Raw genomic sequence first — 24958 nt, 5'->3', positions numbered from 1 at the left:
TGTGCATCATGCGTTTCGGGCTGCTTCTCCTTAGCTGCCGCGGCGAGGGCCTGTAGTCGTAGGCCGACCCCCTCCCCGCGGAGTCTGGTGCTGCTTCGACACAGTCGGCCGTCCCCCTGGTTGGACACCTGAGGAGCCCTACGCCATGTCTCAGCCCGTTGGCCGCCCCACGCCCGTCACCAACGCGACGCACGCCCAGAAGCCGTCCGGGATGCCGATCCACAAGTACGGCCGGTACGAGGCCGTGGACATCCCCGACCGCACCTGGCCCGACCGGCGCATCACCAAGGCCCCCCGCTGGCTGTCCACGGACCTGCGCGACGGGAACCAGGCCCTGATCGACCCCATGTCGCCCGCCCGCAAGCGCGAGATGTTCGACCTGCTGGTACGCATGGGCTACAAGGAGATCGAGGTCGGCTTCCCGTCCTCCGGCGAGACCGACTTCGCCTTCGTGCGCTCCATCATCGAAGAGGGCGCCATCCCCGAGGACGTGACGATCTCGGTCCTGACCCAGGCCCGCGAGGAGCTGATCGAGCGGACCGTGGAGTCCCTGGTCGGTGCCCGCAGGGCCACCGTGCACCTGTACAACGCGACCGCCCCGACCTTCCGCCGCGTGGTCTTCCGCGGCTCGAAGGAGCAGGTCAAGCAGATCGCCGTGGACGGCACGCGGCTGGTCATGGAGTACGCCGACAAGCTGCTGGGCGACGAGACGGTCTTCGGCTACCAGTACAGCCCGGAGATCTTCACCGACACCGAGCTGGACTTCGCCCTGGAGGTCTGCGAGGCCGTCTGCGACGTCTGGCAGCCCGAGGAGGGCCGCGAGATCATCCTGAACCTGCCGGCCACCGTGGAGCGCTCGACGCCCTCCACCCACGCCGACCGGTTCGAGTGGATGGCGCGCAACCTGTCCCGCCGGGAGCACGTCTGCCTCTCCGTCCACCCGCACAACGACCGCGGTACGGCCGTGGCGGCGGCCGAGCTGGCGATCATGGCCGGCGCCGACCGCGTCGAGGGCTGCCTGTTCGGCCAGGGCGAGCGCACCGGCAACGTCGACCTGGTCACCCTGGGCATGAACCTGTTCTCGCAGGGCGTCGACCCGCAGATCGACTTCTCGCAGATCGACGACATCCGCCGTACCAGCGAGTACTGCAACCAGATGGAGATCCACCCGCGCCACCCCTACGCGGGCGACCTGGTCTACACCGCCTTCTCCGGCTCCCACCAGGACGCCATCAAGAAGGGCTTCGACGCGATGGAGGCCGACGCGGCCGCCGCCGGCAGGAGCGTCGACGAGATCGAGTGGGCCGTGCCGTACCTGCCCATCGACCCCAAGGACGTCGGCCGCTCCTACGAGGCGGTCATCCGGGTCAACTCGCAGTCCGGCAAGGGCGGCATCGCGTACGTCCTGAAGAACGACCACAAGCTGGACCTGCCGCGCCGGATGCAGATCGAGTTCTCGAAGATCATCCAGCAGAAGACCGACGCCGAGGGCGGCGAGGTCACGCCGAAGGCCATCTGGTCCGTCTTCCAGGACGAGTACCTGCCCAACCGGGACGACGAGGCCGCCCGCTGGGGACGCATCCAGCTGCGGTCCGGCCAGACCACCACCGACACGGACGGCACGGACACGCTGACCGTGGAGGCGGTCGTCGACGGCGCGGACACCGTGCTGACCGGCTCCGGCAACGGCCCGATCTCCGCGTTCTTCGCGGCGCTGCAGGACATCGGCATCGACGCGCGACTGCTGGACTACCAGGAGCACACGATGAGTGAGGGCGCCTCCGCCCAGGCCGCCTCGTACATCGAATGCGCCATCGACGGAAAGGTGCTGTGGGGCATCGGTATCGACGCCAACACCACCCGCGCCTCGCTGAAGGCGGTCATCTCGGCGGTCAACCGCGCCGCGCGCTGACTTCCGGACCGGACTCCGCCCGCCCCGCGCGGGCGGAGTCCGGCCATCTCCGTGGCGTTCTCATGACGGGGTGCTGACGCCACATCATCGATGTGGCTAACATCACGCCAACGCGGCAACGCGGCCGTGGGAGTGCCTCCCGTGCCCGAAGGGACACGGGGGAGTTACGGAGGTGCGACGTGCTGCCAGCGCGAGGGTCACGCGGCCCGAGACTGCGCATCTGCTCCATTTCCACCTCTTGGAACACCGTGGGCGACGGGGAGTTCTTCTGCCCCGCCTGCGGGGGCGACCGCAACTACCGCCGCCGTATCGGCCGCCGTCGTTTAACCCTTTTCGGTGTTCCACTGCTGCCCCGCGGCCTCGCCGGCCCGGTCGTCGAATGCGCGGCCTGCCACGGCCACTTCGGCACCGACGCCCTCGACCACCCGACCACCGCGCGCTTCTCGGGGATGCTCCGCGACGCCGTGCACACCGTCGCCCTCGCCGTCCTCGCGGCCGGCGGCGTCTCCTCGCCCACGGTCCTGCGCACCGCCGTCTCCACGGTCAGGGCGGCGGGGTACGAGGAGTGCACCGCGGAGAGCCTCATCGCGCTGATCGAGGCGCTCGCCGCCGACACGGGCAGATTCCTCACCGACGGCGAAGGGCCGTGCGGCGCCGCGCTCGCCATCGAACTGCACGAGGCGCTGGAGCCGCTCTCCCCGCACCTGGCCCCGGCGGGACGTGAGTCGATCCTCTTCCAGGGTGCCCGCATCGCCCTCGCGGACGGGGCCTACAGCCAGGCCGAGCGCGATGTCCTGACCACCGTCGGCAACGCGCTCCAGCTGTGCGCCGACGACACCACGCGACTGATGGAAGCGGCCCGCACGCCGTTCTAGGCCGTGTCGTCACGTCCCGCCCGGCCGCGGCGCCCCGCACGCGCGCTCGCCGATGCGCCGCCGCCCGGAAGGCGGCGGCGCGGGGCGTCGGACTCCCCGGGGGCGGACTCCCCCGGGTGTCGGACTCCGGGTGCCGGACGTCAGTCCTGTGCGGCGCTGGCCTTCAGCATCGCCTCACGCTCGACGATCTTCACGCGCTCACGGCCCTCGGCGGCCCCCAGGGCGCGCTCGGCGGCGTCCAGGCGGTACCAGCCCTCCCAGGTCGTGTACGCGACGCCCCGGCCCTCCAGGAAGCCGACGACGGCGTCCTCGGCGGGGGTGGCGGGGGTGAGCAGCCGGCCCGCGCGATGGTCGTCGAGCAGGTTCGCGACCGTCTCGTTCGCGTCGCCCTTGGTGTGACCGATGAGCCCGACGGGGCCGCGACGGATCCAGCCGGTGACGTACGTCGACGCCATGGGCGCGCCGCTCTCCTCGATCACGCGGCCGCCCTCGTCCGGGACGGTGCCGGAGACGGTGTCCCAGGGCAGCTTCGGCAGCTCGTCGGAGAGGTAGCCGACGGCACGGTAGACGGCCTGGACGTCCCAGTCGGTGGTCCGGCCGGTGCCCGTGACGTTGCCGGTGCCGTCCAGCTCGGTGCGCTCGGTGCGCAGACCGACGACCTTGCCGTCCGCGCCGAGGATCTCGACGGGTGACTCGAAGAAGTGCAGGAAGAGCTTGTGCGGACGGTCGCCGACATCGCGGATCGCCCAGTTCTCCAGGGTCTTGGCGACCATGTCGGTCTGCTTGTTCTTGCGCCGGTCGGCGATCGAGCCCTCGTCGTAGTCGATGTCCTCGGGGTTGACGATGACCTCGATGGTGGGGGAGTGGTCCAGCTCGCGCAGCTCCATCGGGCTGAACTTCGCCTGTGCGGGGCCCCGGCGGCCGAAGACGTGGATCTCCTTGGCCCTGTTCGCCCTGAGGCCGTCGTGGACGTTGGGCGGGATCTCGGTCGGGAGGAGCTCCTCCGCGGTCTTGGCGAGGATGCGCGCGATGTCGAGGGCCACGTTGCCCACGCCCAGGACGGCGACCTTCTCGGCCTCCAGCGGCCAGGTGCGCGGAACGTCCGGGTGGCCGTCGTACCAGGAGGCGAAGTCGGCGGCGCCGTAGGAGCCGTCCAGGTCGACGCCCGGGATCCTCAGCTCGCGGTCGGCCATCGCGCCGGTCGAGAAGACGACGGCGTCGTAGAAGGCGCGGAGGTCGTCCAGGTGTATGTCGGTGCCGTACTCGACGTTGCCGAAGAGCCGGACCTGCGGCTTGTCGAGCACCTGGTGGAGGGCCGTGATGATGCCCTTGATGCGGGGGTGGTCCGGAGCGACGCCGTACCGGATGAGCCCGAACGGCGCCGGCATGCGCTCGAAGAGGTCGATCGAGACTCCGGGGTCGGCGGCGGCCTCGGACTTCAGAAGCGCGTCGGCGGCGTAGATCCCGGCGGGGCCGGCACCGACGATCGCGACCCGCAGGGGGCGGGGCATGACAGTTCCCTTCGAGCGAGGAGTGAGCGGTGATATCAACTGCTCCACCGAACCCTAAGTAAGGCACGCCTCACTTGGGTACCCGCCCCCCACCTATGACCCCATAAGTGCCCTTTATGAGGCGGTCGGACGGCGGGGTCCGGGCGATGGTGCCCCTGCCGTGCCGTGCCGTGCCGTGCCGTGCCGTGCCGCGCACCGGGCTCCGCCTCCCCGGCCGCCCCTGATTCGCGCCCGCCGTCGCCGCGGGCCACTCTGGAGGCAGCTGTCCGAAAGGGGTCCGGCCGTCATGTTCGCCTCCGCCACCGACGCAGCACCGGGCGGGCGGATCGCCAGGATGCTGGAGAGCCCGGTCGTCGGTATGTCCCCGTGGATCGCCTTCTCGGTCCTCGCCGGCCCCGGCCGCTTCGAGATCGCCGTCGTCGTGTCCCTCGCCCTCGCCGTCGCTCTGCTCGTCGGGGGCCGGGCCGTCCGCCGGGGTTCCTCGGTGAAACTCCTGGAGGTCGCGGACGTCGTGTTCTTCGCCGCGATGGCCATCGTCGGAATCGTCGCTTCCGAGGGCACCTACCGTTGGCTGGAGACCTATGCGGGCGAGCTGTCCAACATCGCGCTCGTCCTGATCGCGTTCGGGTCGATGGCCGTACGGATGCCATTCACCCTCCCGTACGCACGCGAACGGGCGGATCGCAAGCACGGGAAATCGCCCGAGTTCCTCCGGGCCAACTACGTGATCACGGGAGCTTGGGGGGTCGCGTTTCTCGTGGCGGCGATAGCCGGCGGCTTCGGGGATCTGGTCCTGCGCAATTCGAACAATCTTTGGACCGGCTGGATCATCCAGATCGTGGCGATCATCGCCGCCCTGCGCTTCACGGAGTGGTATCCGCAGGTGGTGCGCGCCCGGCTGGCCGGGGAGCCGGAGCCACCGGTGCGCTCCCTGCTCATCCCGTTCGTGGGCCTGCTCATCCCCATCGGCGTGGTCGTCCTGGTCTTCGACGCGGCGGCCTCGTGGTTCGGTGTCGGCCTGATGATCCTCGGCGTCATCCTGGCGCGGGCCCTCAGGAGCGACGCGGCCATCACGCACCACCACAGGCGTCGGCTGAAGTAGCGTTTCCGCGACCGGTAAATCCTGCGGATCGGACGCATTCGAGGAATCCGTCCCGCCGCATCGATTCTGCGGATTCCGCTGCCCTGTCCGGGCTCCTCCGTCCCGCCGAACGATTATGGCGCGTACGCGGCTGCACATACTACGGGCAGGGCCCCACCCTGGGAGCGGTAACCGAGAAAGGGATTCAGAAAGGGCGACCGTGGTGAAGGAAGAAAACACGCGGTCGTCGACGATGGACGTCGGTGAGCGAAAGAACGAAGGAGGCCGAGGAGGCGATGGCGGAATTGTGTACGGCACACGAAAGGGCCGGTACCGCGGTGCGGACGGAGCGCGGGCCGGCCGGCCGTTCTCTCGGGGGAGTGCCTTTCGGGGAAGGCGGCCGCGGATGAGCCTGCCCGTGGGGTCGTACGTCGTGGAGCTGCGCACCGGCCGCGTCGGGCGCGTGATGGGGCACGAGGGCCCCTACCTCCAGCTGAGGCCGGTCGGCGGTGGACGCGAATGGGACTGCCCGCCGGACGGGGTCCGCGCGGCCACCGACGCGGAGCGGATCAGCGCCGCGACGGCGTACGCCAACGCCCGCAGCCGGGGCGAGGTGCCCTGAAACGGCGGCCCCCGCCCGCGGGGGCGTGAACACCCCGGCGGGCCCGCCGGCACGCACCCCGGGGGTCATCGGAGCCGGCCCGCTCCGATGAGGAGGATCCGGCGGCTCACGGTCGCCGCGCCGTGGAGCCCCGCCGCCACGCACACCTGGAAGAGCACCCTCGCCCGGAATCCGGCCGGATCGGCCGCCACCGGGCCCCACGCCGCCACCGCGGCCAGGGAGCCGTCGTAGCGGCCCTGGACGGCGGCGAGCGCCTCCGCCGCCCGGGCGAACCCCGGAGTCCCGCCGAGGCGGCACGTCCCTTCGCACAGCCCCCAGGAACATCTCCGGAACCAGGATCCGCGCGTGCGGGGCGTCGACGAGCGGAACCGAGGCGGTCGAGAGGGCCGGCGCGGGCCTCACGCCGCCGGTCGCCCCGGGTGCCGGGGCCGCCACCCCCCGGCGTACGGGAGAATGGGCCGCATGAGTCTGTTCCGCGACGACGGCATCGTGCTGCGCACCCAGAAGCTGGGTGAAGCGGACCGCATCATCACGATCCTCACCCGCGGCCACGGCCGGGTGCGCGCCGTCGCGCGCGGGGTGCGGCGGACCAAGTCCAAGTTCGGGGCCCGGCTGGAGCCCTTCTCCCACGTGGACGTGCAGTTCTTCGCCCGGGGCGGGGAGCTCGTCGGACGCGGCCTGCCGCTGTGCACGCAGAGCGAGACCATCGCCGCGTACGGCGGCGGGATCGTCACCGACTACGCCCGCTACACCGCCGGCACCGCGATGCTGGAGACCGCCGAGCGCTTCACCGACCACGAGGGCGAGCCGGCCGTCCAGCAGTACCTGCTGCTCGTCGGGGGCCTGCGCACCCTCGCCCGCGGCGAGCACGCGCCGCACCTGATCCTCGACGCGTTCCTGCTGCGCTCGCTGGCCGTCAACGGCTACGCGCCCTCCTTCGAGGACTGCGCCAAGTGCGGCATCCACGGGCCCAACCGGTTCTTCTCGGTCGCCGCGGGCGGTGTCATATGCGGCGACTGCCGGGTGCCCGGCAGCGTCGTACCCTCTGCGGAGGCCGTCGGGCTGCTCAGCGCGCTGCTGACCGGTGACTGGGAGACTGCGGACGCGTGCGAACCGCGTCACGTCCGGGAAGGCAGCGGGCTGGTGTCCGCCTATCTGCACTGGCATCTGGAGCGCGGACTGCGCTCGCTTCGGTACGTAGAGAAATAGGAGATGTGAGCCGCATGGCACGACGCGGAATCCTGGGGCGGTCCCGGCGCGAGTACAAGGTCCCCGAGCCGCACCCGTCCGGCGCGCGCCCCCCGAAGATCCCGGGCGAGCTGGTTCCGAACCACGTGGCGTGCGTCATGGACGGCAACGGCCGCTGGGCGAAGGAGCGCGGTCTGCCGCGCACCGAGGGCCACAAGGTCGGCGAGGGCGTCGTTCTCGACGTGCTCAAGGGCTGCATCGAGATGGGCGTCAAGAACCTCTCCCTGTACGCCTTCTCCACCGAGAACTGGAAGCGCTCGCCCGACGAGGTGCGCTTCCTGATGAACTTCAACCGGGACGTCATCCGCCGCCGCCGCGACGAGATGGACGAGCTCGGCATCCGCATCCGCTGGGTCGGCCGTATGCCCAAGATGTGGAAGTCGGTCGTCCAGGAGCTCCAGATCGCCCAGGAGCAGACCGTCGGCAACGACGCGATGACGCTGTACTTCTGCGTCAACTACGGCGGCCGCGCCGAGATCGCCGACGCCGCCCAGGCGATCGCCCGGGACGTGGCCGCGGGCCGGCTCGACCCCGCGAAGGTCAACGAGAAGACCTTCGCGAAGTACATGTACTACCCGGACATGCCGGACGTGGACCTCTTCCTGCGGCCCAGCGGCGAGCAGCGCACCTCCAACTACCTGATCTGGCAGAGCAGCTACGCGGAGATGGTCTTCCAGGACGTGCTGTGGCCCGACTTCGACCGCCGCGACCTGTGGCGGGCCTGCCTGGAGTACGCCTCCCGCGACCGCCGTTTCGGCGGGGCGATCCCCAACGAGGAGCTCGCCGCCCTGGAGAAGCGCGAGCTCCGCTGACGCGGCACGACCGTGGCCCGCGCCCCCGAGGGGACGCGGGCCACGGTCGTCACGCCTTCAGACGCCCTTGGACGCCGCGCACTCCGCGCAGGTGCCGAAGATCTCCACCGTGTGCGCCACGTTCACATAGCCGTGCTGCGCCGCGATGGTCTCGGCCCACTGCTCGACCGCGGGGCCCTCGACCTCCACCGCCTTGCCGCAGACGCGGCACACCAGGTGGTGGTGGTGCTCGCCCGTCGAGCAGCGGCGGTAGACCGCCTCGCCGTCGCTGGTGCGCAGCACGTCCACCTCGCCCGCTTCGGCGAGCGACTGCAGGGTGCGGTAGACGGTCGTCAGGCCCACGGAGTCGCCGCGGTGCTTGAGCATGTCGTGCAGCTCCTGCGCGCTGCGGAACTCGTCCACCTCGTTCAGCGCTGCCGACACGGCAGCACGCTGCCGGGTCGACCGGCCGCGTACGCCGGGGGGTCCAGCAGTCGCCACAGGTGCCTCCTTACGGGTGGCCCGATCAGAACGGTCCGTCGGACCATTCTGCCAGGCCGCTCCCGTCCCGCGGTCAGACCCTCACGTCGTCCGAGGGTCCGGGGGAGCTCGGTACGTCCATGTCGCACTCGTCCGCGGCCGGCCCGGCCGCCCGTGCGCGGCGCCTGGCCAGCGGCGCGGCGCACGCGGTCAGGGCGATGAACACCACGATGGCCAGCAGCACGATCGTGGCGCCGGGCGGGACGTCCTGGTAGTAGGAACCGACCGTGCCGGCCAGCGTCACGCCCGTACCGATCAGCACCGCGAGGACGAAGGTCGCGCGGAAGCTGCGCGCCAGTTGCTGCGCCGCCGCGACCGGCACCACCATCAGCGCGCTGACCAGCAGCAGGCCCACGACCCGCATGGCGACCGTGACGGTCACCGCGGCGGTGACCGCGATCAGCAGGTTCAGCGCCCGGACCGGCAGGCCGGTGACGCGGGCGAACTCCTCGTCCTGGCTGACCGCGAACAGCTGCCGTCGCAGTCCGAGAGTGACCAGCATCACGAACAGGGCCAGCAGGCAGATCGCCGTCACGTCCTCCTCGGAGACCGTCGAGAGCGATCCGAAGAGGTACGAGTTGAGGTTGGCGTTCGAGCCGGTCGGCGACAGGTTGATGAGCATGACACCGCCGGCCATGCCGCCGTAGAAGAGCAGCGCCAGCGCGATGTCGCCGCGGGTGCGGCCGTACGCCCGGATCAGCTCCATGGTGATCGCGCCGATGATCGCGATCAGGGTGGCCATCCACACCGGGCTGGTCGAGAGCAGGAAGCCGAGGCCGACACCGGTCATGGCGACATGGCCGATGCCGTCGCCCATCAGCGCCTGCCGTCGCTGCACCAGGAAGATGCCGACGGCGGGTGCGGTGATGCCGACCAGGACGGCCGCGAGCAGCGCGCGCTGCATGAAGGCGAGCTGGAGAATTTCCATGATCAGGTCAGCAGTCCCGTGCGGAGCGGCTCGTCGGCCGCGTGCGGATGTACGTGGTCGTGGCCCGGCAGCGCGTGCTGGCCGACGGCCTTCGGCGGCGGCCCGTCATGGACCACACAGCCGTCGCGCAGCACGACCGCGCGGTCGATCAGCGGCTCCAGCGGGCCCAGCTCGTGCAGGACGAGCAGGACCGTCGTCCCGTCCGCGACCTGCTCGCGCAGCGTCGAGGCGAGGATCTCCTGGCTGGCCAGGTCCACGCCCGCCATCGGCTCGTCCATGATCAGCAGGTCGGGGTCGGAGGCGAGTGCCCGGGCGATCAGAACGCGCTGGTGCTGGCCGCCGGAGAGGGCGCTCACGGAGTCCTTGGCGCGGTCGGCGAGCCCGACGAGCCCGATGGCCCGCTCCACGGCCGCCCGGTCGGCCCGCGACGGCCACCTCAGCTTCGTGCGCGACAGCCGGCCGGAGGCGACGACCTCGCGGATGGTGGCCGGCACGCCGCTGGCGGCGGTGGTGCGCTGCGGCACATAGCCGACGCGCGCCCAGTCGCGGAAGCGCCTCAGTTCCGTACCGAACAGCGAGATGGCTCCGCCCGTCAGCGGCACCTGGCCGATCACGGAGCGTACGGCCGTCGACTTGCCCGAGCCGTTGGCCCCCAGAAGGGCGACGACCTCGCCGCGGTGCACCGTGAGGTCGATGCCGCGCAGCACGGGGCGCGAGCCGAGTGCGGCGGTGGCCGAGCGGACGGATATGACGGGCTCGGTGGTCACGACGGTGCCTCCAGTGCGTGCGTCCCGGGAAGAAGTCACTTCGCGCCGAGGGCCTTCTGCAGCGCGGCGAGGTTGGACCGCATCACCTCGATGTAGTCAGCGCCCTTGGACTTGTCGGTGATTCCCTCCAGCGGGTCCAGGACGTCCGTCTTCAGTCCGGTGTCCCCGGCGAGGGTCTTGGCGGTCTTGTCGCTGGCGAGGGTCTCGAAGAAGACCGTGCCCACCTTGTCCTTCGCCGCGATGTCCTGGAGCTCCTTCATCCGGGCGGGGCTCGGCTCGGACTCGGGGTCGATGCCGGAGATGCCCTCCTGCTCCAGACCGTACCGCTCGGCGAGGTAGCCGAAGGCGGAGTGGGTGGTGATGAAGGTCCTGGTGGTGGTGTTCTTCAGGCCCCGCTCGAAGTCGGTGTCCAGGGCGCCGAGCTTCTTCACCAGCTCGTCGGTGTTCTTCCGGTAGTCGGCGGCGTGGTCCGGATCGGCCTTCTCCAGGGAGGCGCCGACGCCCTTGGCGACCTCGGCGTACTTCACCGGGTCCAGCCAGATGTGCGGGTCCGCGCCGGCCTCGCCCTCGTGCTCCTCGTCACCGTGATCCTCGCCCGCGTGGTCGTGGCCGACCTCGGTGCCGTGCTTCTCCAGCTCGGTGAGGGTGGCCGCGTCGACCGTGTTCGCGACGCCCGCCTGCTTGATGGCGTCGTCGACGGCGGGCTGGATGCCCTTGAGGTAGAGGATGTAGTCCGCTTCGCCGAGCTCGCCGATCTGGCGGGGCTTGAGCTCCAGGTCGTGCGGCTCGACGCCGGGCTTGGTGAGGGTGGTGACCGTGACGTGGTCGCCGCCGATGTGCTCGGCCAGGAACTGCATCGGGTAGAACGACGCGACCACGTCCAGCCTGCCGTCGCTCTTGTCCGCGCCGCCGGACGAACCGGAGCAGGCGGAGAGGGAGACCAGGCCGAGGGCCACGGCTCCGGCGAGGGCGGTGGAGGGTATGAGGCGTCGCACGTTCATGACACTCATTTTCAACAAAATTGGAAACGATTGTCAACAAAGTCGATGGGCGGGCGAAGGGGGCCACCGATTTGATCCAGGGGGTGCGCACGCCGGTAACCTGAATCATTCGCCGTTCGTCGTCGTCGTAATGAAGAGAGCACCGTGGCCGCCGACAAGATCGACACCATCGTCAACCTGAGCAAGCGCCGTGGCTTTGTCTACCCGTGCAGCGAGATCTACGGCGGCCAGAAGGCCGCCTGGGACTACGGGCCGCTGGGTGTCGAGCTCAAGGAGAACCTCAAGCGCCAGTGGTGGCGTTACATGGTCACCTCGCGCGAGGACGTCGTGGGTATCGACTCGTCGGTGATCCTTGCCCCCGAGGTCTGGGAGGCCTCCGGACACGTCGCCACCTTCACCGACCCGCTCACCGAGTGCACCTCCTGCCACAAGCGTTACCGGGCGGACCACCTGGAGGAGGCGTACGAGGAGAAGCACGGCAAGCTTCCCGAGCACGGCCTCACCGACCTGAACTGCCCCAACTGTGGCAACAAGGGCACCTTCACCGAGCCCAAGCAGTTCTCCGGCCTGCTCTCCACCCACCTCGGCCCGACCCAGGACTCCGGCTCCGTCGCCTACCTGCGCCCCGAGACCGCCCAGGGCATCTTCACCAACTTCGGCCAGGTGCATCAGACCGCGCGCAAGAAGCCGCCGTTCGGCATCGCGCAGATGGGCAAGTCCTTCCGGAACGAGATCACTCCGGGCAACTTCATCTTCCGCACGCGCGAGTTCGAGCAGATGGAGATGGAGTTCTTCGTCAAGCCGGGCGAGGACGAGCAGTGGCAGGAGTACTGGATGGAGCAGCGCTGGAACTGGTACCGCGACCTTGGTCTCCGTGAGGAGAACATGCGCTGGTTCGAGCACCCGAAGGAGAAGCTCTCCCACTACTCCAAGCGCACCGCCGACATCGAGTACCGCTTCCAGTTCGGCGGCAGCGAGTGGGGCGAGCTGGAGGGCGTCGCCAACCGCACCGACTACGACCTCACGGCGCACTCCAAGGCGTCCGGCACCGACCTGTCGTTCTTCGACCAGGAGGCCGGCGAGCGCTGGGTCCCGTACGTCATCGAGCCCGCCGCCGGTGTCGGCCGCGCGATGCTGGCCTTCCTCCTCGACGCCTACAACGAGGACGAGGCCCCCAACGCCAAGGGCGTCATGGAGAAGCGCACCGTGATGCGCCTCGACCCGCGCCTCGCGCCGGTCAAGGTCGCCGTGCTGCCGCTGTCCCGCAATGCGCAGCTGTCGCCGAAGGCCAAGGGCCTGGCGACCGACCTGCGCAAGAACTGGAACATCGAGTTCGACGACGCGGGCGCCATCGGCCGCCGCTACCGCCGTCAGGACGAGATCGGTACGCCGTTCTGCGTCACCGTCGACTTCGACACCCTCGACGACAACGCGGTCACCGTGCGCGAGCGCGACACCATGAAGCAGGAGCGCGTCTCCCTGGACCAGATCCAGGGCTACCTGGGCAGCCGCCTGCTCGGCTGCTGACCCGCCCGGCTCGCACAGCCCGAAGCCCCCGGTTCCACAAGGAGCCGGGGGCTTCGGCGTGCACGGGGCGCGCGGCTACGCGCGCAGGCCGCGCAGCAGCAGGTCCACCACCGCGTCGAACTCGGCGTCGATCGTGGCGCGCCGCCACTGCGGGGCGTACTCGGGGTCGTGGAACCTGGTCGTCGCGTCGAAGAGCGCGCGGGCCGTGGCGGCGGGGTCGGGGGCGGTGAACTCGCCTTCCCGGACGCCCTCCTCGACGATCGTGCGGACCTGGTCGATCAGGACGTCGATGTGGTGCTCGACCACGCCGCTGCTGTCCTCGATCAGCACCCCGAAGGTGGCGAACAGCTCGGGGTCGTCCCCCGCCTTGCGGCGCTTGGCGGTGAACAGCTCGGTGAACCAGGCGCGGAGCTTTTGCGCGGCGGGCTCGCCCGAGGCCGCGATCAGCTCCGCGAGGGCGACCTCGGCCTTCGAGAGCCAGCGCTCCGTGACCGCCTCGCGCAGGGCCGCCTTGGTGCGGAAGTGCCGGTACACGCTGCCGTGGCTGACGCCGAGGACCCGGGCCACGTCCACGACGGTCGCCTTCGCCGGGCCGTAGCGCCGAAGCACCTCCTCGGTGGCTTCGAGGATGCGCTCTGCGGTCAGCGTCTCGGTGGGCATGGGATGACAGTACCTGTCAGTCGAACGCGGGCGGGCGGCCGTGCCTCAGTGCTCGCTGTCCAGGTGCGCCATCTGCGCCGCGGGGTAGCGCTCGCCCGCCGCGGCACCGGCCGGGACGGCCTGCTCCACGGCCGCCAGGTCCTCGGCGTCGAGCGTCACGTCGAGGGCCCCCAGTGCCTCGGCCAGCCGGTCGCGGCGGCGGGCGCCGATCAGCGGGACGATGTCGGTGCCGTGGCGCGGGCCCTGCGCGAGCACCCAGGCGATCGCCGTCTGCGCGACCGTCACGCCCTTGGCCTCGGCGACGGCCCGCAGCCCGTCCACCAGGTCCAGGTTCCGGCGCAGGTTGTCGCCCTGGAAGCGCGGGCTCATGCCCCGGAAGTCGCCCGGGGCCAGCTCGCGGTCACGGGTGAAGTGGCCGCTGATCAGGCCCCGCGAGAGCACGCCGTACGCCGTGACGCCGATGCCCAGCTCGCGGGCGGCCGGCAGGATCTTCTCCTCTATGGAGCGGGAGAGCAGGGAGTACTCGATCTGGAGGTCGGCGATCGGCGCGACCGCCGCCGCCCGGCGCAGGGTGTCCGCGCCCACCTCGGACAGCCCGATGTGGCGGACGTGCCCGGCCTGGACCAGCTCGGCCAGGGCGCCGACGGTCTCCTCGATCGGGACGTCGGGGTCGACGCGCGCGATCCGGTAGATGTCGATGTGGTCGGTGCCCAGCCGCTGGAGCGAGTACGCCGCGAAGTTCTTCACCGCCTCAGGGCGGCCGTCATAGCCGGTGAACCCGCCCTCGACGGTGCGCAGCGCACCGAACTTCACGCTGATCAGGGCATGCTCGCGGGCGGCGCCCGGAGCCGTCCGCAGCGCCTCGTTGATCAGCAGCTCGTTGTGGCCCATGCCGTAGAAGTCGCCCGTGTCGAGCAGGGTCACGCCCGCGTCCAGGGCGGCGTGGATGGTGGCGAGGGACTCGGCGCGGTCGCTCTCGCCGTACAGCGCGGACATGCCCATGCAGCCGAGGCCGAGCACGGAGACCCGGGGGCCGGTGGTGCCGAGCGAGCGGGTGGGGAGGGTGGCGGTCATGAGGACTCCTCGGGGTGGATGAGGGGGCGCTCCACCAGCATGGCATGACGACTGACAGATATCAATAACTGTCAGTCGATCTGTCAGTCGATCCGTCGGTCGCTCGTGGCGGGGCGCTGCCGGGGGCCGCTCGGGCGCCGGGAAATCGGGTGTGGGGAGCCGCCGGCGCGCGGTAACGTCGCTCCATGACGTTTCTCCCGATCTACGAGTGAGAGCGCGGCGGGCCTGACCCCGCCCCCCACCAGAGACATCCCGGATCACCACTGACCAGCAAATGGGAGAACCCGTGGCCAAGAGCCGTAACAACCTTCTCGGCGTGGGCGGACAGCGCAAGAAGGTGTCCCGAGCGGACCAGCAGGGCTCCGCGCCCGCCCGCGCGGCGGACCGCAGGGCGGCCTCCGACCAGAAGCAGGAGCTGCTGCGCCGGATGCGCGAGCGCGCCCAGGGCGTGGCCCCCGGGACCGACGGCGACTCCGCCGAGCAGGTCCAGGACCAGGAGAGCGCGGAGCAGCGGGGCTGACGCTCCGCCCCGGCTCGTCGGGACGGGGTGTTCGGCACTCCGCCCCGGCTCGTCGGGACGGAGCGTTCGGCACTCCGCGCAGGCACCGTGGGCCCGGCCACCTCGTGTGGCCCGGGCCCATCGTCGTCTCCGGACGCTCGGGAGCCCGCGTTCGAGGTCCGGCGGGACCGGGCTTCCGTTCCGGGCGCTCCGCCGCCCCGCCGGCCGTCGCGCGCCCCCGGCCGGCGCGCCCCGACGAGCAGGACGTGCAGCCCGCACCCGGCGCCCCGACGGGCAGGACGTGCAGCCCGCACCCGGCGCCCGCCGCGGAAGGGGGCGACCCCTCGGCAGGGGAGGCGTCCTCGGTCGCCGACGGCCCGCATCACCGGTAAGGCCACGAGCGATGCGGGGTTCGGCGCCGGGAAGCACACCGGAGCCGCGGTGAGCGGGACGAGCCCCGCGATGAAGACCTTGCGGCGGCCGGGCCGGTCGCGGCGGCCCCGGCGAACAGGGCCAGGGCGGCGAGGGCCGAGGTGGTGAGGGCCGGGGCGGCGAGGACCCGGACGGCAAGGGCCGGGGCGGCGGTGTCGACGGTCCCTCGCGTGGCCCTGGCCGTGAGGTCGGACATATATGCGAAGAGCGCCTGACTGATGCTCCGAGCGGTAGGCGAGAATAGGGGGCATGACCGCGTTCAGCCCCCTCGCCATCGGCCCGCACACCGTGCAGCCCCCGGTGGTGCTCGCCCCGATGGCCGGCATCACCAACGCCCCGTTCCGCACCCTCTGCCGTGAGTTCGCCGAAGGCGTCCGGGGGTTCGGCGGCCTGCCGCCGAGGGAGCGGGCCGACGGCGGCAAGGGCCTGTTCGTGAGCGAGATGATCACCACGAGGGCGCTGGTCGAGCGCAACGAGAAGACCATGCAGCTCATCCACTTCGACGAGACCGAGACGCCGCGCTCGATCCAGTTGTACGGAGTGGACCCGGTGACGGTCGGCAAGGCCGTCCGCATGATCGTGGACGAGGACCTCGCCGACCACATCGACCTGAACTTCGGCTGCCCGGTCCCGAAGGTGACGCGCAAGGGCGGCGGGTCCGCCCTCCCGTACAAGCGGCCGCTGCTGCGGGCGATCCTGAACGAGGCGGTCTCCAACGCCGGCGATCTGCCGGTGACCATGAAGATGCGCAAGGGCATCGACGACGACCACATCACCTTCCTGGACGCCGGGCGCATCGCGGTCGAGGAGGGCGTGACGGCGATCGCGCTGCACGGGCGCACCGCCGCCCAGCACTACGGCGGCACGGCCGACTGGGACGCCATCGCGCGCCTCAAGGAGCACGTCCCGGAGATCCCGGTGCTCGGCAACGGCGACATCTGGTCGGCCGACGACGCCCTGCGGATGATGCGCGAGACCGGCTGCGACGGGGTGGTCGTGGGGCGCGGGTGCCTCGGGCGGCCCTGGCTCTTCGGCGACCTGGTGGCGGCGTTCGAGGGCGGGGGAGCACCGGCCACGCCGACCCTGCGCGAGGTCGCGGACGTGATGGTGCGCCATGCCCGGCTGCTCGGGGAGTGGATCGGTGACGAGACGCGGGGAGTCATCGACTTCCGTAAGCACGTGGCCTGGTACCTCAAGGGGTTCGCGGTCGGCTCGGAGATGCGCAAGCGGCTGGCCGTCACCTCGTCGCTGGACGAGCTCGGCGCTCAGTTGAGCGAGCTGGATCTGGAGCAGGCGTGGCCGGTGGGGGCCGACGGGCCGCGCGGTCGCACCTCCGGCAACAACCGGGTCGTCCTGCCGGACGGCTGGCTGAAGGACCCGTACGACTGCGCCGCCATCAGCGCCGACGCGGAACTGGACACGTCCGGCGGCTGACCGGCCGAGGCCGTGGAAAGGGTCCGGATACTGGAAACCCGGGCTCGTCGGGAGCGTGATTCTCGCCACCCCTGATCAGGGTGGCGCTCAGATGAGCGATTAAAGGGCGGATGCACTTCTCAAAGGGTGGCACTGAGTGCCACCCTTTGTGTGTTCACATATTGAACGCATCTGTCGTTGAAGGTGCTCGTTTGAGCGATCTCGCGTGTCCCTGAGGTAACTCCGCTTCAAGGCGTGAACTCGTGGCCTTTACTCGCCACTCCTCGGTGCACTTTCGATCTGCTGGCGGACGAGTGGTTAAGGCCGTATGACGGATAGGCGTACATACCCAGACGCCTTCGATCTGGGTATGTTCCTCGCCGTCAGGGCAGCCACCGAGTCCTCGAGGAGTCGAGACCCGTGTCGGAAAACAAAGATCAGAAGTTCGTGTACGACTTCACCGAGGGCAACAAGGACCTGAAGGACCTGCTCGGTGGCAAGGGTGCGAACCTCGCCGAGATGACCAACCTCGGGCTTCCGGTTCCTCCCGGCTTCACGATCACCACCGAGGCGTGCAAGGTCTACCTCGAGAGTGGTGACGAGCCGGCGGCGCTGCGCGACGAGGTCAGCGCGCACCTGGACGCCCTTGAGCGGAAGATGGGCAAGAAGCTCGGCCAGGCGGACGACCCGCTCCTGGTCTCCGTCCGCTCCGGGGCCAAGTTCTCCATGCCCGGCATGATGGACACCGTCCTCAACATCGGGCTCTCCGACGAGTCGGTGGTCGGCCTCGCGCAGCAGGCCGGCGACGAGCGGTTCGCGTGGGACTCCTACCGCCGCCTCATCCAGATGTTCGGCAAGACCGTCCTCGGCGTCGACGGCGAGCTCTTCGAGGAGGCCCTCGACGAGGCCAAGCAGGCCAAGAAGGTCACCGTCGACACCGATCTCGAAGCGGCCGACCTGAAGAAGGTCGTCAAGCACTTCAAGAAGATCGTCACCCGCGAGGCCGGCCGGGACTTCCCGCAGGACCCCCGCGAGCAGATGGACCTCGCCATCAAGGCCGTCTTCGACTCCTGGAACACCGACCGCGCGAAGCTCTACCGCCGCCAGGAGCGCATCCCCGGCGATCTGGGCACCGCGGTCAACGTCTGCTCCATGGTGTTCGGCAACCTCGGCCCCGACTCCGGCACCGGTGTCGCCTTCACCCGCGACCCCGCCTCCGGCCACCAGGGCGTGTACGGCGACTACCTGCAGAACGCGCAGGGCGAGGACGTCGTCGCGGGCATCCGCAACACCGTGCCGCTCGCCGAGCTGGAGTCGATCGACAAGAAGTCGTACGACCAGCTGATGCAGATCATGGAGACGCTGGAGACCCACTACAAGGATCTCTGCGACATCGAGTTCACCATCGAGCGCGGCCAGCTGTGGATGCTCCAGACCCGTGTCGGCAAGCGCACCGCCGGTGCCGCCTTCCGGATCGCCACCCAGCTCGTCGACCAGGGTCTGATCGACGAGGCCGAGGCGCTCCAGCGCGTCAACGGCGCCCAGCTCGCGCAGCTGATGTTCCCGCGCTTCGACGAGGACTCGACGGTGGAGAAGATCGGCCGCGGCATCGCCGCCTCGCCGGGCGCCGCCGTGGGCAAGGCCGTCTTCGACTCGTACACCGCCGTCAAGTGGTCCCGGTCCGGCGAGAAGGTCATCCTGATCCGCCGTGAGACCAACCCCGACGACCTCGACGGCATGATCGCCGCCGAGGGCATCCTGACCTCGCGCGGCGGCAAGACCTCGCACGCGGCCGTCGTCGCCCGCGGCATGGGCAAGACCTGTGTCTGCGGCGCCGAGGAGCTGGAGGTCGACACCAAGCGCCGCCGGATGACCGTGCCGGGCGGACATGTCGTCGAGGAGGGCGACGTCGTCTCCATCGACGGCTCCACCGGCAAGGTGTACCTCGGTGAGGTACCGGTCGTACCGTCCCCGGTCGTCGAGTACTTCGAGGGCCGCATGCACGCGGGCGCCGACGACGCCGACGAGCTCGTCGGGGCCGTGCACCGGATCATGGCGTACGCCGACCGGGTGCGCCGGCTGCGGGTGCGCGCCAACGCCGACAACGCCGAGGACGCGCTGCGCGCCCGCCGCTTCGGCGCCCAGGGCATCGGCCTGTGCCGTACCGAGCACATGTTCCTCGGTGAGCGCCGCGAGATGGTCGAGAAGCTGATCCTCGCCGACACGGACGAGGAGCGGCAGGAGGCCCTGGAGGCCCTTCTGCCGCAGCAGAAGCAGGACTTCATCGAGCTCTTCGAGGCCATGGACGGCCTGCCCGTCACGGTCCGGCTGCTCGACCCGCCGCTGCACGAGTTCCTGCCCGACATCACCGAGCTGTCGGTGCGCGTCGCCCTCGCGGAGTCCCGCAAGGACGCCAACGAGAACGACCTGCGCCTGCTCCAGGCCGTGCACCGGCTGCACGAGCAGAACCCGATGCTGGGTCTGCGCGGTGTCCGCCTCGGCCTGGTCATCCCCGGCCTGTTCGCCATGCAGGTCCGGGCGATCGCCGAGGCCGCCGCCGAGCGGATCGACGCCAAGGGCGACCCGCGCGCCGAGATCATGATCCCGCTCGTCGGCACCGTCCAGGAGCTGGAGATCGTCCGCGAGGAGGCCGAGGGCATCATCGCCGAGGTCCAGGCGCAGACCGGCGTCGAGCTGAAGCTGGCGCTCGGCACCATGATCGAGCTGCCGCGCGCCGCGCTGACCGCCGGGCAGATCGCCGAGGCCGCCGAGTTCTTCTCCTTCGGTACGAACGACCTCACCCAGACGGTATGGGGCTTCTCCCGGGACGACGTGGAGGCCAGCTTCTTCACCGCGTACCTGGAGAAGGGCATCTTCGGTGTCTCGCCGTTCGAGACCATCGACAAGGACGGCGTCGGATCCCTCGTACGCAGCGCGGTGGAGGCCGGCAAGGCCACCCGCCCGGACCTCAAGCTCGGCGTCTGCGGCGAGCACGGCGGTGACCCGGAGTCGGTGCACTTCTTCCACGAGGTCGGCCTCGACTACGTCTCCTGCTCGCCGTTCCGGATCCCGGTGGCGCGCTTGGAGGCGGGTCGCGCGGCGGCGCAGTCGAGCGGCAGCGACAGCCGCTGATCCGAGGCGGGTGCCCGGCGGCCGGTCCTCCGCCCGCCGTGGCACCCGGTGCCGGACCACCGGAGTCGTCGTCGGTCACCTTTCGACCCTCACCGGTCGACGGCGTCTCCGGGACGCAAAGAGACGGGGCGGACACCTTGTGCGGAGGTGTCCGCCCCGTCGTGTGCTGTCCGGGAAGAAGTGCAGATTCACGTTGAATTGCGGGCGGCTGAATTCCGCATCAAGGAATTCGTCGGAGTTGAACATCCGGTGAACTGTCCTCGCGGGTTGCCCGGGAGGCGGCGCGAAGCGCCGTCGGCCGCCGCCCCGGATGCGGGTTGAACCCACCGCTGGTTGAAGTCCGGACTTTTATGCGGCGCTGACATCGGGCGAATTTCCGCCATTCGCCCAGCAAAGAACGGGCGGAGCGCGGCCACCGGATCCCCACCCGCCGACCGCGCCCCATTACCCCTGCCGGACAAGAGAGCCGCAACCTTTCAGGGCCGCCGCCGGACGTGCGAAGCCCCCCACGGTCTCCAACACGTCACCTCGGTCCTGAAGGTTTCCTGCCCGACGTCGTACAGCTTTTCGGTTCGCACCCCACTTCCGCGACGCGTTTCAAGTGTGGCTGAAATGCCGTGGTGACGTGCTGTGATGGCATGCATACTCAGTGGCGGGGGGTGATTGCGGATGCAACAGGTGGGGGTTCAGTGCTGCGTATTCATTTCACCGGGGGCGATCTCGCCGGGGTTCGGATGGCCGCCCGGCCGGATGTGTTGTGGGAAACGATTCTCAGTTTTCACCGTTTGCGGGACCGGCGCGGTGCGCAGCTCTACGGGGAATGGCGTTCGGAAACCCGCGCACGATTGAACGGGGAGCCGCGCCTGCTCGGTGCCCTTGTCCCGGCCCGGGGCTATTTCCCGGACTTCCTCACTCCGCCGGAGGGCCTCGAAGGGATCGACGTGGCCCTGGAGGCCGTCCGGGCCACTCCGCCCGCCCGGCTCCACACCGAACTCGGCCTGCTGGCCGCCTCGCGGCCCGGAGCGGCATCCCTGCCCGGCTGGCTCGCAGCCCTCGCCGAGGGGCGCCCGGAGCCGTTCAGCCGGCTTCTGGGGGCGCTGCGCGGCTACCACCGGGCCGCCGTCGAGCCGTACTGGCGGCGCATCCAGGCCCGCGTGGAGGCGGACCGGGCCGTACGGGGCCGGGCCCTGCTCGACGGCGGCGCCGACGAACTGCTCGCCTCGCTGCCGCCGGTGCTCCGATGGCGCTCGCCCGTCCTGGAGGCCGACTATCCGGTCGACCGGGAACTGCGCCTGGACGGCCGGGGACTGCTGCTCCAGCCGTCGTACTTCTGCCGGGGGACCCCGGTGGTGTACCGCGACCCCGACCTGCCGCCGGTGCTGGTCTATCCCGTCACCCACACCGACGCCCCGGTCTCCGGGGAGGCCGGGGGCTCCTCGCTGGGCCGGCTCGTCGGCCACACCCGCTCCTCCGTCCTCAAGGCCATCGGCCACGGGGGCACGACCAGCGAACTCGCCCGCAGGGCCGGGGTGTCGCTCGCGTCGGCCAGCCAGCACGCGGGAGTCCTGCGCGAGGCCGGGCTGGTGGTCACCCTGCGCCGGGGCAGCTCCGTGCTGCACACCCTCACCCCGCTCGGCGCGGCCCTGCTGCGCGGAGGCGTGGCGGAGGGCCGGTCACCGCTCCGCCGCGTCTGAGCGCGACGGACGCGTGGGCGGACGCGTGGACGGACGCGTGGGCGGACATGTGGGCGGACATGTGGGCGGACGCGTGGACGGACATGTGGGCGGACGCGTGGACGCGGCCGGCGGCGCGGGCGGCACGGGAGGCGGCGGCGAAGGGGGCGGGCGGCACGGGAGGCGGCGGCGAAGGGGGCGGGCGGCACGGGTGGTGCGGGGGATGCGGGTGGTGCGGGTGGCGCGGGCGGGCCGCGAGGAGACGGGCGGCACGCCCGCGCCGGCGGGGTCGGCTCAGGTGCGGAACGGCCCCTTCACCTCGTAGGTGATGCCGCCGGACGAGCTGCCGCTCGTGCCCCGCTGGCTGGAGAAGTACAGCCGCGTGCCGTCGGGGGAGAAGGCCGGTCCGGTGATCTCCGACCCGGACTGGCCGTTGATCCGCAGGAAGGGCGCCACGACGTCGTCGGGGGTGATGACGCAGATCTCCATGCTGCCGCCGTCCTCGGCGACGAAGAGGTCCCCGGACGAGGAGCCGGTGACGTTGTCCACGCCGGTGAGCGGGGCGCCGCCGCCGCTGACCAGCGAGTCGTCGTAGGCCAGCTCGTAGGTGCTGTTCGCCAGGTTCACCTGCCACACGCGGTTGTCGCCCTTGGTGGTGAACCAGACCTTGTCGTCGGCGTAGTAACAGCCCTCGCCGCCGTTGAACCGCTTGGCGCCGGACACCTGGTCGCGGGTGACGGTCGGGGAGCCGTCCGGGTCCGGCACGTTCTGCCAGGTGAAGCTGCCGGAGGTGCCCGTGCCCGCCTTGAACACCTGAAGCGTGCCGGAGGAGAGGTCGCCCCAGGTGGTGGGGAGGAAACGGTAGAAGCAGCCGTTGGTCTCGTCCTCGGTCAGGTAGATCGCCCGGCGGACCGGATCGGCCGCGGCCGCCTCGTGCTTGAACTTGCCCATCGCGTCGCGGCGGACGGCCGCGTTCACGCCCCACGGGTCGCTCTCGTAGACGTAGCCGAGGCTGACCTCCTCGCACGACAGCCAGGTGTTCCAGGGGGTCTTGCCGCCCGCGCAGTTCTGCCGCGTTCCGGAGAGGATCCGGTACGCGCCGGTGATGGCGCCGGTCGAGGAGAACTTCACGGCGCTCGCGCCGCCGCTGGGGTTGATCTCCGAGTTGGAGACGTAGATCCAGCCGCTGCCGTCCGCGTAGCACGCGCCGCCGTCGGGGGCGTTGTGCCAGGTGTACGACGTGCCGCTGACCGTCTGCCCCGAGCGGGCGATCACCCGGCTGGTGAAGCCGCTCGGCAGCAGGATGCCGTTGGCGTCCGCCGCGCCGAGTGCCCCGTACGGGCCCGTGCCGGGCTGGGCGGGCGCCGCGTAGGCCGCTCCCCGCCACAGGGTGCCGCCCAGTGCCGCGGTGGACGTGCCGATGACCGCTCCGCGAAGGAAACTGCGTCGCTCCACGTGTCACTCCAGAGGAGATCGTGACCGTCCCGCCGGGCCGGTCGGCCGGCGGGGTCGCGCGCTTCGGGAACCTATGAGCCCCGAATTGACGGTGCTCCAACAAGCGATGAAGCGGAAGTGTCGGCCGTCCCCTGTTTGTGGACGGCACGTTGTGGACGGCACGCCGGAAGGGGGCACGGAGCCGGCGCGCGGCCGGAGGGCGGGGCCGGCGGGGCCGGTCGCCGCCCCGGACCACACGCCCGCCGGGGTCGCCGCAGCCCCGGACCACACCGTCCGGCGGGGCCGGAGCGCGCACCTCCGAGGCGCGGGCGGACATTTTTTTTCCGGACCGGCGATGAGTTCTCCGGCAGGGCCCGGTCCACCCCTTCGTAAGCGACACCCCACGACACCCCACGACCCGCCGAAGCGTCGCGACGCGACAGCCCGATGAGAGACGAGATGCCGACATGCCTCAGATGATCTTCGTGAACCTGCCGGTGAAGGACCTCGGGACGTCCAAGACGTTCTGGAACAAGCTCGGCTTCTCCTTCAACGAGCAGTTCTCCGACGAGAGGACCGCCTGCCTCGTCCTCAGCGACACCATCTTCGTGATGCTCCTCACCGAGCCGCGCTTCAAGGACTTCACCAAGAAGGACATCGCCGACGCGAAGAGCACCACCGAGGCGATCCTCGGGCTCAGCGCCGAGAGCCGGGAGAAGGTCGACGAACTGGTCGAGGCCGCGCTGGCGGCCGGCGGGGCACCGGCCAACGAGACCCAGGACTACGGCACGATGTACGGCCGCTCCTTCGAGGACCCCGACCACCACCTGTGGGAGGTCATGTGGATGGACCCGTCGGTCGTCCAGGGCTGACGCTTCTCAGCCCTTGAGGCTGTCGTACGTCACGCCGGTGAGCCGCTCCGAGGCGTCCCAGAGCCGCTCACCGGCGACGTCGTCCAGCGTCCAGCGGGCCCGCCACGACCGGGCGGGTGCGCCCCGCCAGCCCTGGAGGCGGGGTCCGGTGAACGAGTCGGGACGTACCCCGGGCGCGGTCGCCGCGTACAACGTCGGCAGTGCGCCGGCCTGTGCGCTCTGCGCGATGACGCGGTTGCCGACCCCGACGATCCGCTCGGCGAGCCTGCGCCCCTCCAGCTTCACGCCCGCGCTCTGCAGGTTGGTCGCCGCGTAGCCGGGGTGGGCCGCCGCCGCCACGGTCCCCGAGCCGGTCGCCTCCAGCCGCCTCGCCAGCTCGTGGACGAAGAGCAGATTGGCCGTCTTCGAGCGCCCGTAGGCCACCCAGCGCCGGTAACCGCGTTCGCTGTTGAGATCGGCCGGGTCGATGGTGGCCAGTGCGTGCAGTCCGCTGGAGACGCTCACCACGCGCGCGCCGGGCGTATCGAGCAGCCGGGGCAGCAACAGTCCGGTCAGTGCGAAGTGCCCGAGGTGGTTCACGCCGAACTGTGTCTCGAAGCCGTCGGCGGTCGTCGAGTACGGCAACGCCATGACACCCGCGTTGTTGATGAGCAGGTCCAGCCGCTCGTACGGCAGGGAGGCCGCGAACTCCCGCACGGAGGAGAGGTCGGCGAGGTCCAGCGGGCGGAACTCCGCCCGGGCTCCCGGCACTTCGCGGCGTACCAGCGCCTCGGCCTCCTCGCCGCGCGGCCGGCTTCGGCAGGCGAGCACCACATGGGCGCCGTGACGGGCCAGTTCCAGCGCCGTCACGAGCCCGATGCCGCTGTTGGCTCCGGTGACGACGGCGGTGCGGCCGCTCTGGTCGGGGATGTCGTTCGCGTTCCAGCCCGGCATGAGGCACTCCTCCATGGCGATGACTCCGTACGC

Annotated in this window: 22 protein-coding genes; 12 read left to right on the top strand and 10 right to left on the bottom strand. The window is 70.7% G+C overall.

The window, feature by feature from the left end:
* The first annotated feature begins 145 nt into the window (after positions 1 to 145).
* Positions 146 to 1912, top strand: coding sequence for a 2-isopropylmalate synthase (gene leuA / locus PUR26_RS13305; protein WP_329872358.1), 1767 nt, complete (start codon positions 146 to 148; stop codon positions 1910 to 1912).
* Positions 1913 to 2091: 179 nt separating this feature from the next.
* On the top strand, positions 2092 to 2787 hold the full coding sequence (locus PUR26_RS13300) for a TerB family tellurite resistance protein (protein ID WP_329872356.1): 696 nt from the start codon (positions 2092 to 2094) through the stop codon (positions 2785 to 2787).
* A gap of 140 nt (positions 2788 to 2927) precedes the next feature.
* On the opposite strand, the gene PUR26_RS13295 is transcribed toward PUR26_RS13300, so the two are convergent.
* Entirely contained in the window at positions 2928 to 4298 is a 1371-nt protein-coding gene (locus PUR26_RS13295) for an FAD-dependent oxidoreductase (protein ID WP_329872354.1), read from the bottom strand.
* A 286-nt stretch (positions 4299 to 4584) separates the two neighbouring features.
* On the opposite strand from PUR26_RS13295, the gene PUR26_RS13290 reads away from it, so the two are divergent.
* On the top strand, positions 4585 to 5400 hold the full coding sequence (locus PUR26_RS13290) for a hypothetical protein (protein ID WP_329872352.1): 816 nt from the start codon (positions 4585 to 4587) through the stop codon (positions 5398 to 5400).
* 385 nt (positions 5401 to 5785) lie between these two features.
* On the top strand, positions 5786 to 6001 hold the full coding sequence (locus PUR26_RS13285) for a hypothetical protein (protein WP_329872350.1): 216 nt from the start codon (positions 5786 to 5788) through the stop codon (positions 5999 to 6001).
* A gap of 65 nt (positions 6002 to 6066) precedes the next feature.
* On the opposite strand, the gene PUR26_RS34680 is transcribed toward PUR26_RS13285, so the two are convergent.
* A complete protein-coding gene (locus PUR26_RS34680) occupies positions 6067 to 6312 on the bottom strand; it encodes a DUF1304 family protein (RefSeq protein ID WP_443077067.1) in 246 nt (81 codons plus the stop codon).
* A gap of 151 nt (positions 6313 to 6463) precedes the next feature.
* Between PUR26_RS34680 and recO the strand changes: the two genes are divergently transcribed.
* Both recO and PUR26_RS13270 read left to right on the top strand, forming a co-directional pair.
* The gene (recO, locus tag PUR26_RS13275; protein WP_329872348.1) at positions 6464 to 7210 is read left to right on the top strand and encodes a DNA repair protein RecO; all 747 of its coding nucleotides are present in this window, start codon (positions 6464 to 6466) and stop codon (positions 7208 to 7210) included.
* Positions 7211 to 7224: 14 nt separating this feature from the next.
* The gene (locus PUR26_RS13270; protein WP_329872346.1) at positions 7225 to 8061 is read left to right on the top strand and encodes an isoprenyl transferase; all 837 of its coding nucleotides are present in this window, start codon (positions 7225 to 7227) and stop codon (positions 8059 to 8061) included.
* 57 nt (positions 8062 to 8118) lie between these two features.
* Here the strand turns inward: PUR26_RS13270 and PUR26_RS13265 are convergent, their stop codons facing one another.
* The 4 genes from PUR26_RS13265 to PUR26_RS13250 form a co-directional block, all read right to left on the bottom strand.
* Positions 8119 to 8541, bottom strand: a complete 423-nt coding sequence (locus PUR26_RS13265) for a Fur family transcriptional regulator (RefSeq protein WP_329872344.1) — start codon at positions 8539 to 8541, stop codon at positions 8119 to 8121.
* A 73-nt stretch (positions 8542 to 8614) separates the two neighbouring features.
* Positions 8615 to 9508 carry a metal ABC transporter permease gene (locus tag PUR26_RS13260; protein WP_329872342.1) on the bottom strand — a complete coding sequence of 298 codons (894 nt, stop codon included), beginning with the start codon at positions 9506 to 9508 and terminating at the stop codon, positions 8615 to 8617.
* A 2-nt stretch (positions 9509 to 9510) separates the two neighbouring features.
* A complete protein-coding gene (locus PUR26_RS13255) occupies positions 9511 to 10275 on the bottom strand; it encodes a metal ABC transporter ATP-binding protein (protein ID WP_329872340.1) in 765 nt (254 codons plus the stop codon).
* 35 nt (positions 10276 to 10310) lie between these two features.
* Entirely contained in the window at positions 10311 to 11276 is a 966-nt protein-coding gene (locus PUR26_RS13250; RefSeq protein ID WP_329872338.1) for a metal ABC transporter substrate-binding protein, read from the bottom strand.
* 144 nt (positions 11277 to 11420) lie between these two features.
* Between PUR26_RS13250 and PUR26_RS13245 the strand changes: the two genes are divergently transcribed.
* Positions 11421 to 12803 carry a glycine--tRNA ligase gene (locus tag PUR26_RS13245; RefSeq protein WP_329872337.1) on the top strand — a complete coding sequence of 461 codons (1383 nt, stop codon included), beginning with the start codon at positions 11421 to 11423 and terminating at the stop codon, positions 12801 to 12803.
* A gap of 75 nt (positions 12804 to 12878) precedes the next feature.
* Here the strand turns inward: PUR26_RS13245 and PUR26_RS13240 are convergent, their stop codons facing one another.
* Together PUR26_RS13240 and PUR26_RS13235 are read right to left on the bottom strand one after the other, a co-directional pair.
* Positions 12879 to 13463: a TetR family transcriptional regulator gene (locus tag PUR26_RS13240; protein WP_329872336.1), complete on the bottom strand. Its 585-nt coding sequence runs from the start codon at positions 13461 to 13463 to the stop codon at positions 12879 to 12881.
* Positions 13464 to 13508: 45 nt separating this feature from the next.
* On the bottom strand, positions 13509 to 14537 hold the full coding sequence (locus tag PUR26_RS13235; protein ID WP_329872334.1) for an aldo/keto reductase: 1029 nt from the start codon (positions 14535 to 14537) through the stop codon (positions 13509 to 13511).
* A gap of 286 nt (positions 14538 to 14823) precedes the next feature.
* Here PUR26_RS13235 and PUR26_RS13230 point away from each other — a divergent pair, with 286 nt between their 5' ends.
* The 4 genes from PUR26_RS13230 (at position 14824) to PUR26_RS13215 (ending at position 21707) form a co-directional block, all read left to right on the top strand.
* Positions 14824 to 15057 (top strand): DUF6243 family protein, encoded by a 234-nt coding sequence (locus tag PUR26_RS13230; RefSeq protein ID WP_329872332.1) that lies wholly within the window; start codon positions 14824 to 14826, stop codon positions 15055 to 15057.
* A 660-nt stretch (positions 15058 to 15717) separates the two neighbouring features.
* Positions 15718 to 16902, top strand: a complete 1185-nt coding sequence (dusB, locus tag PUR26_RS13225) for a tRNA dihydrouridine synthase DusB (protein WP_329872330.1) — start codon at positions 15718 to 15720, stop codon at positions 16900 to 16902.
* Between the two features lie 399 nt (positions 16903 to 17301).
* A complete protein-coding gene (ppdK, locus tag PUR26_RS13220) occupies positions 17302 to 20013 on the top strand; it encodes a pyruvate, phosphate dikinase (RefSeq protein ID WP_329872329.1) in 2712 nt (903 codons plus the stop codon).
* Between the two features lie 689 nt (positions 20014 to 20702).
* Positions 20703 to 21707: an ArsR/SmtB family transcription factor gene (locus PUR26_RS13215; protein WP_329872328.1), complete on the top strand. Its 1005-nt coding sequence runs from the start codon at positions 20703 to 20705 to the stop codon at positions 21705 to 21707.
* 273 nt (positions 21708 to 21980) lie between these two features.
* Here PUR26_RS13215 and PUR26_RS13210 read toward each other — a convergent pair whose 3' ends face one another.
* On the bottom strand, positions 21981 to 23141 hold the full coding sequence (locus PUR26_RS13210) for an alkaline phosphatase PhoX (protein WP_329872326.1): 1161 nt from the start codon (positions 23139 to 23141) through the stop codon (positions 21981 to 21983).
* A gap of 446 nt (positions 23142 to 23587) precedes the next feature.
* Between PUR26_RS13210 and PUR26_RS13205 the strand changes: the two genes are divergently transcribed.
* Positions 23588 to 23992, top strand: coding sequence for a VOC family protein (locus PUR26_RS13205; protein WP_329872325.1), 405 nt, complete (start codon positions 23588 to 23590; stop codon positions 23990 to 23992).
* A gap of 6 nt (positions 23993 to 23998) precedes the next feature.
* Here the strand turns inward: PUR26_RS13205 and PUR26_RS13200 are convergent, their stop codons facing one another.
* Positions 23999 to 24925, bottom strand: a complete 927-nt coding sequence (locus PUR26_RS13200; RefSeq protein ID WP_329872323.1) for an oxidoreductase — start codon at positions 24923 to 24925, stop codon at positions 23999 to 24001.
* Between the last annotated feature and the right edge of the window lie 33 nt (positions 24926 to 24958).

The sequence above is a fragment of the Streptomyces sp. SP18CS02 genome (genome assembly GCF_036322365.1).
Lineage (GTDB): Bacteria > Actinomycetota > Actinomycetes > Streptomycetales > Streptomycetaceae > Streptomyces.
The sequence above is the reverse complement of the archived record's forward strand: the minus strand, read 5'-3'. Positions and strand labels throughout refer to the sequence as shown.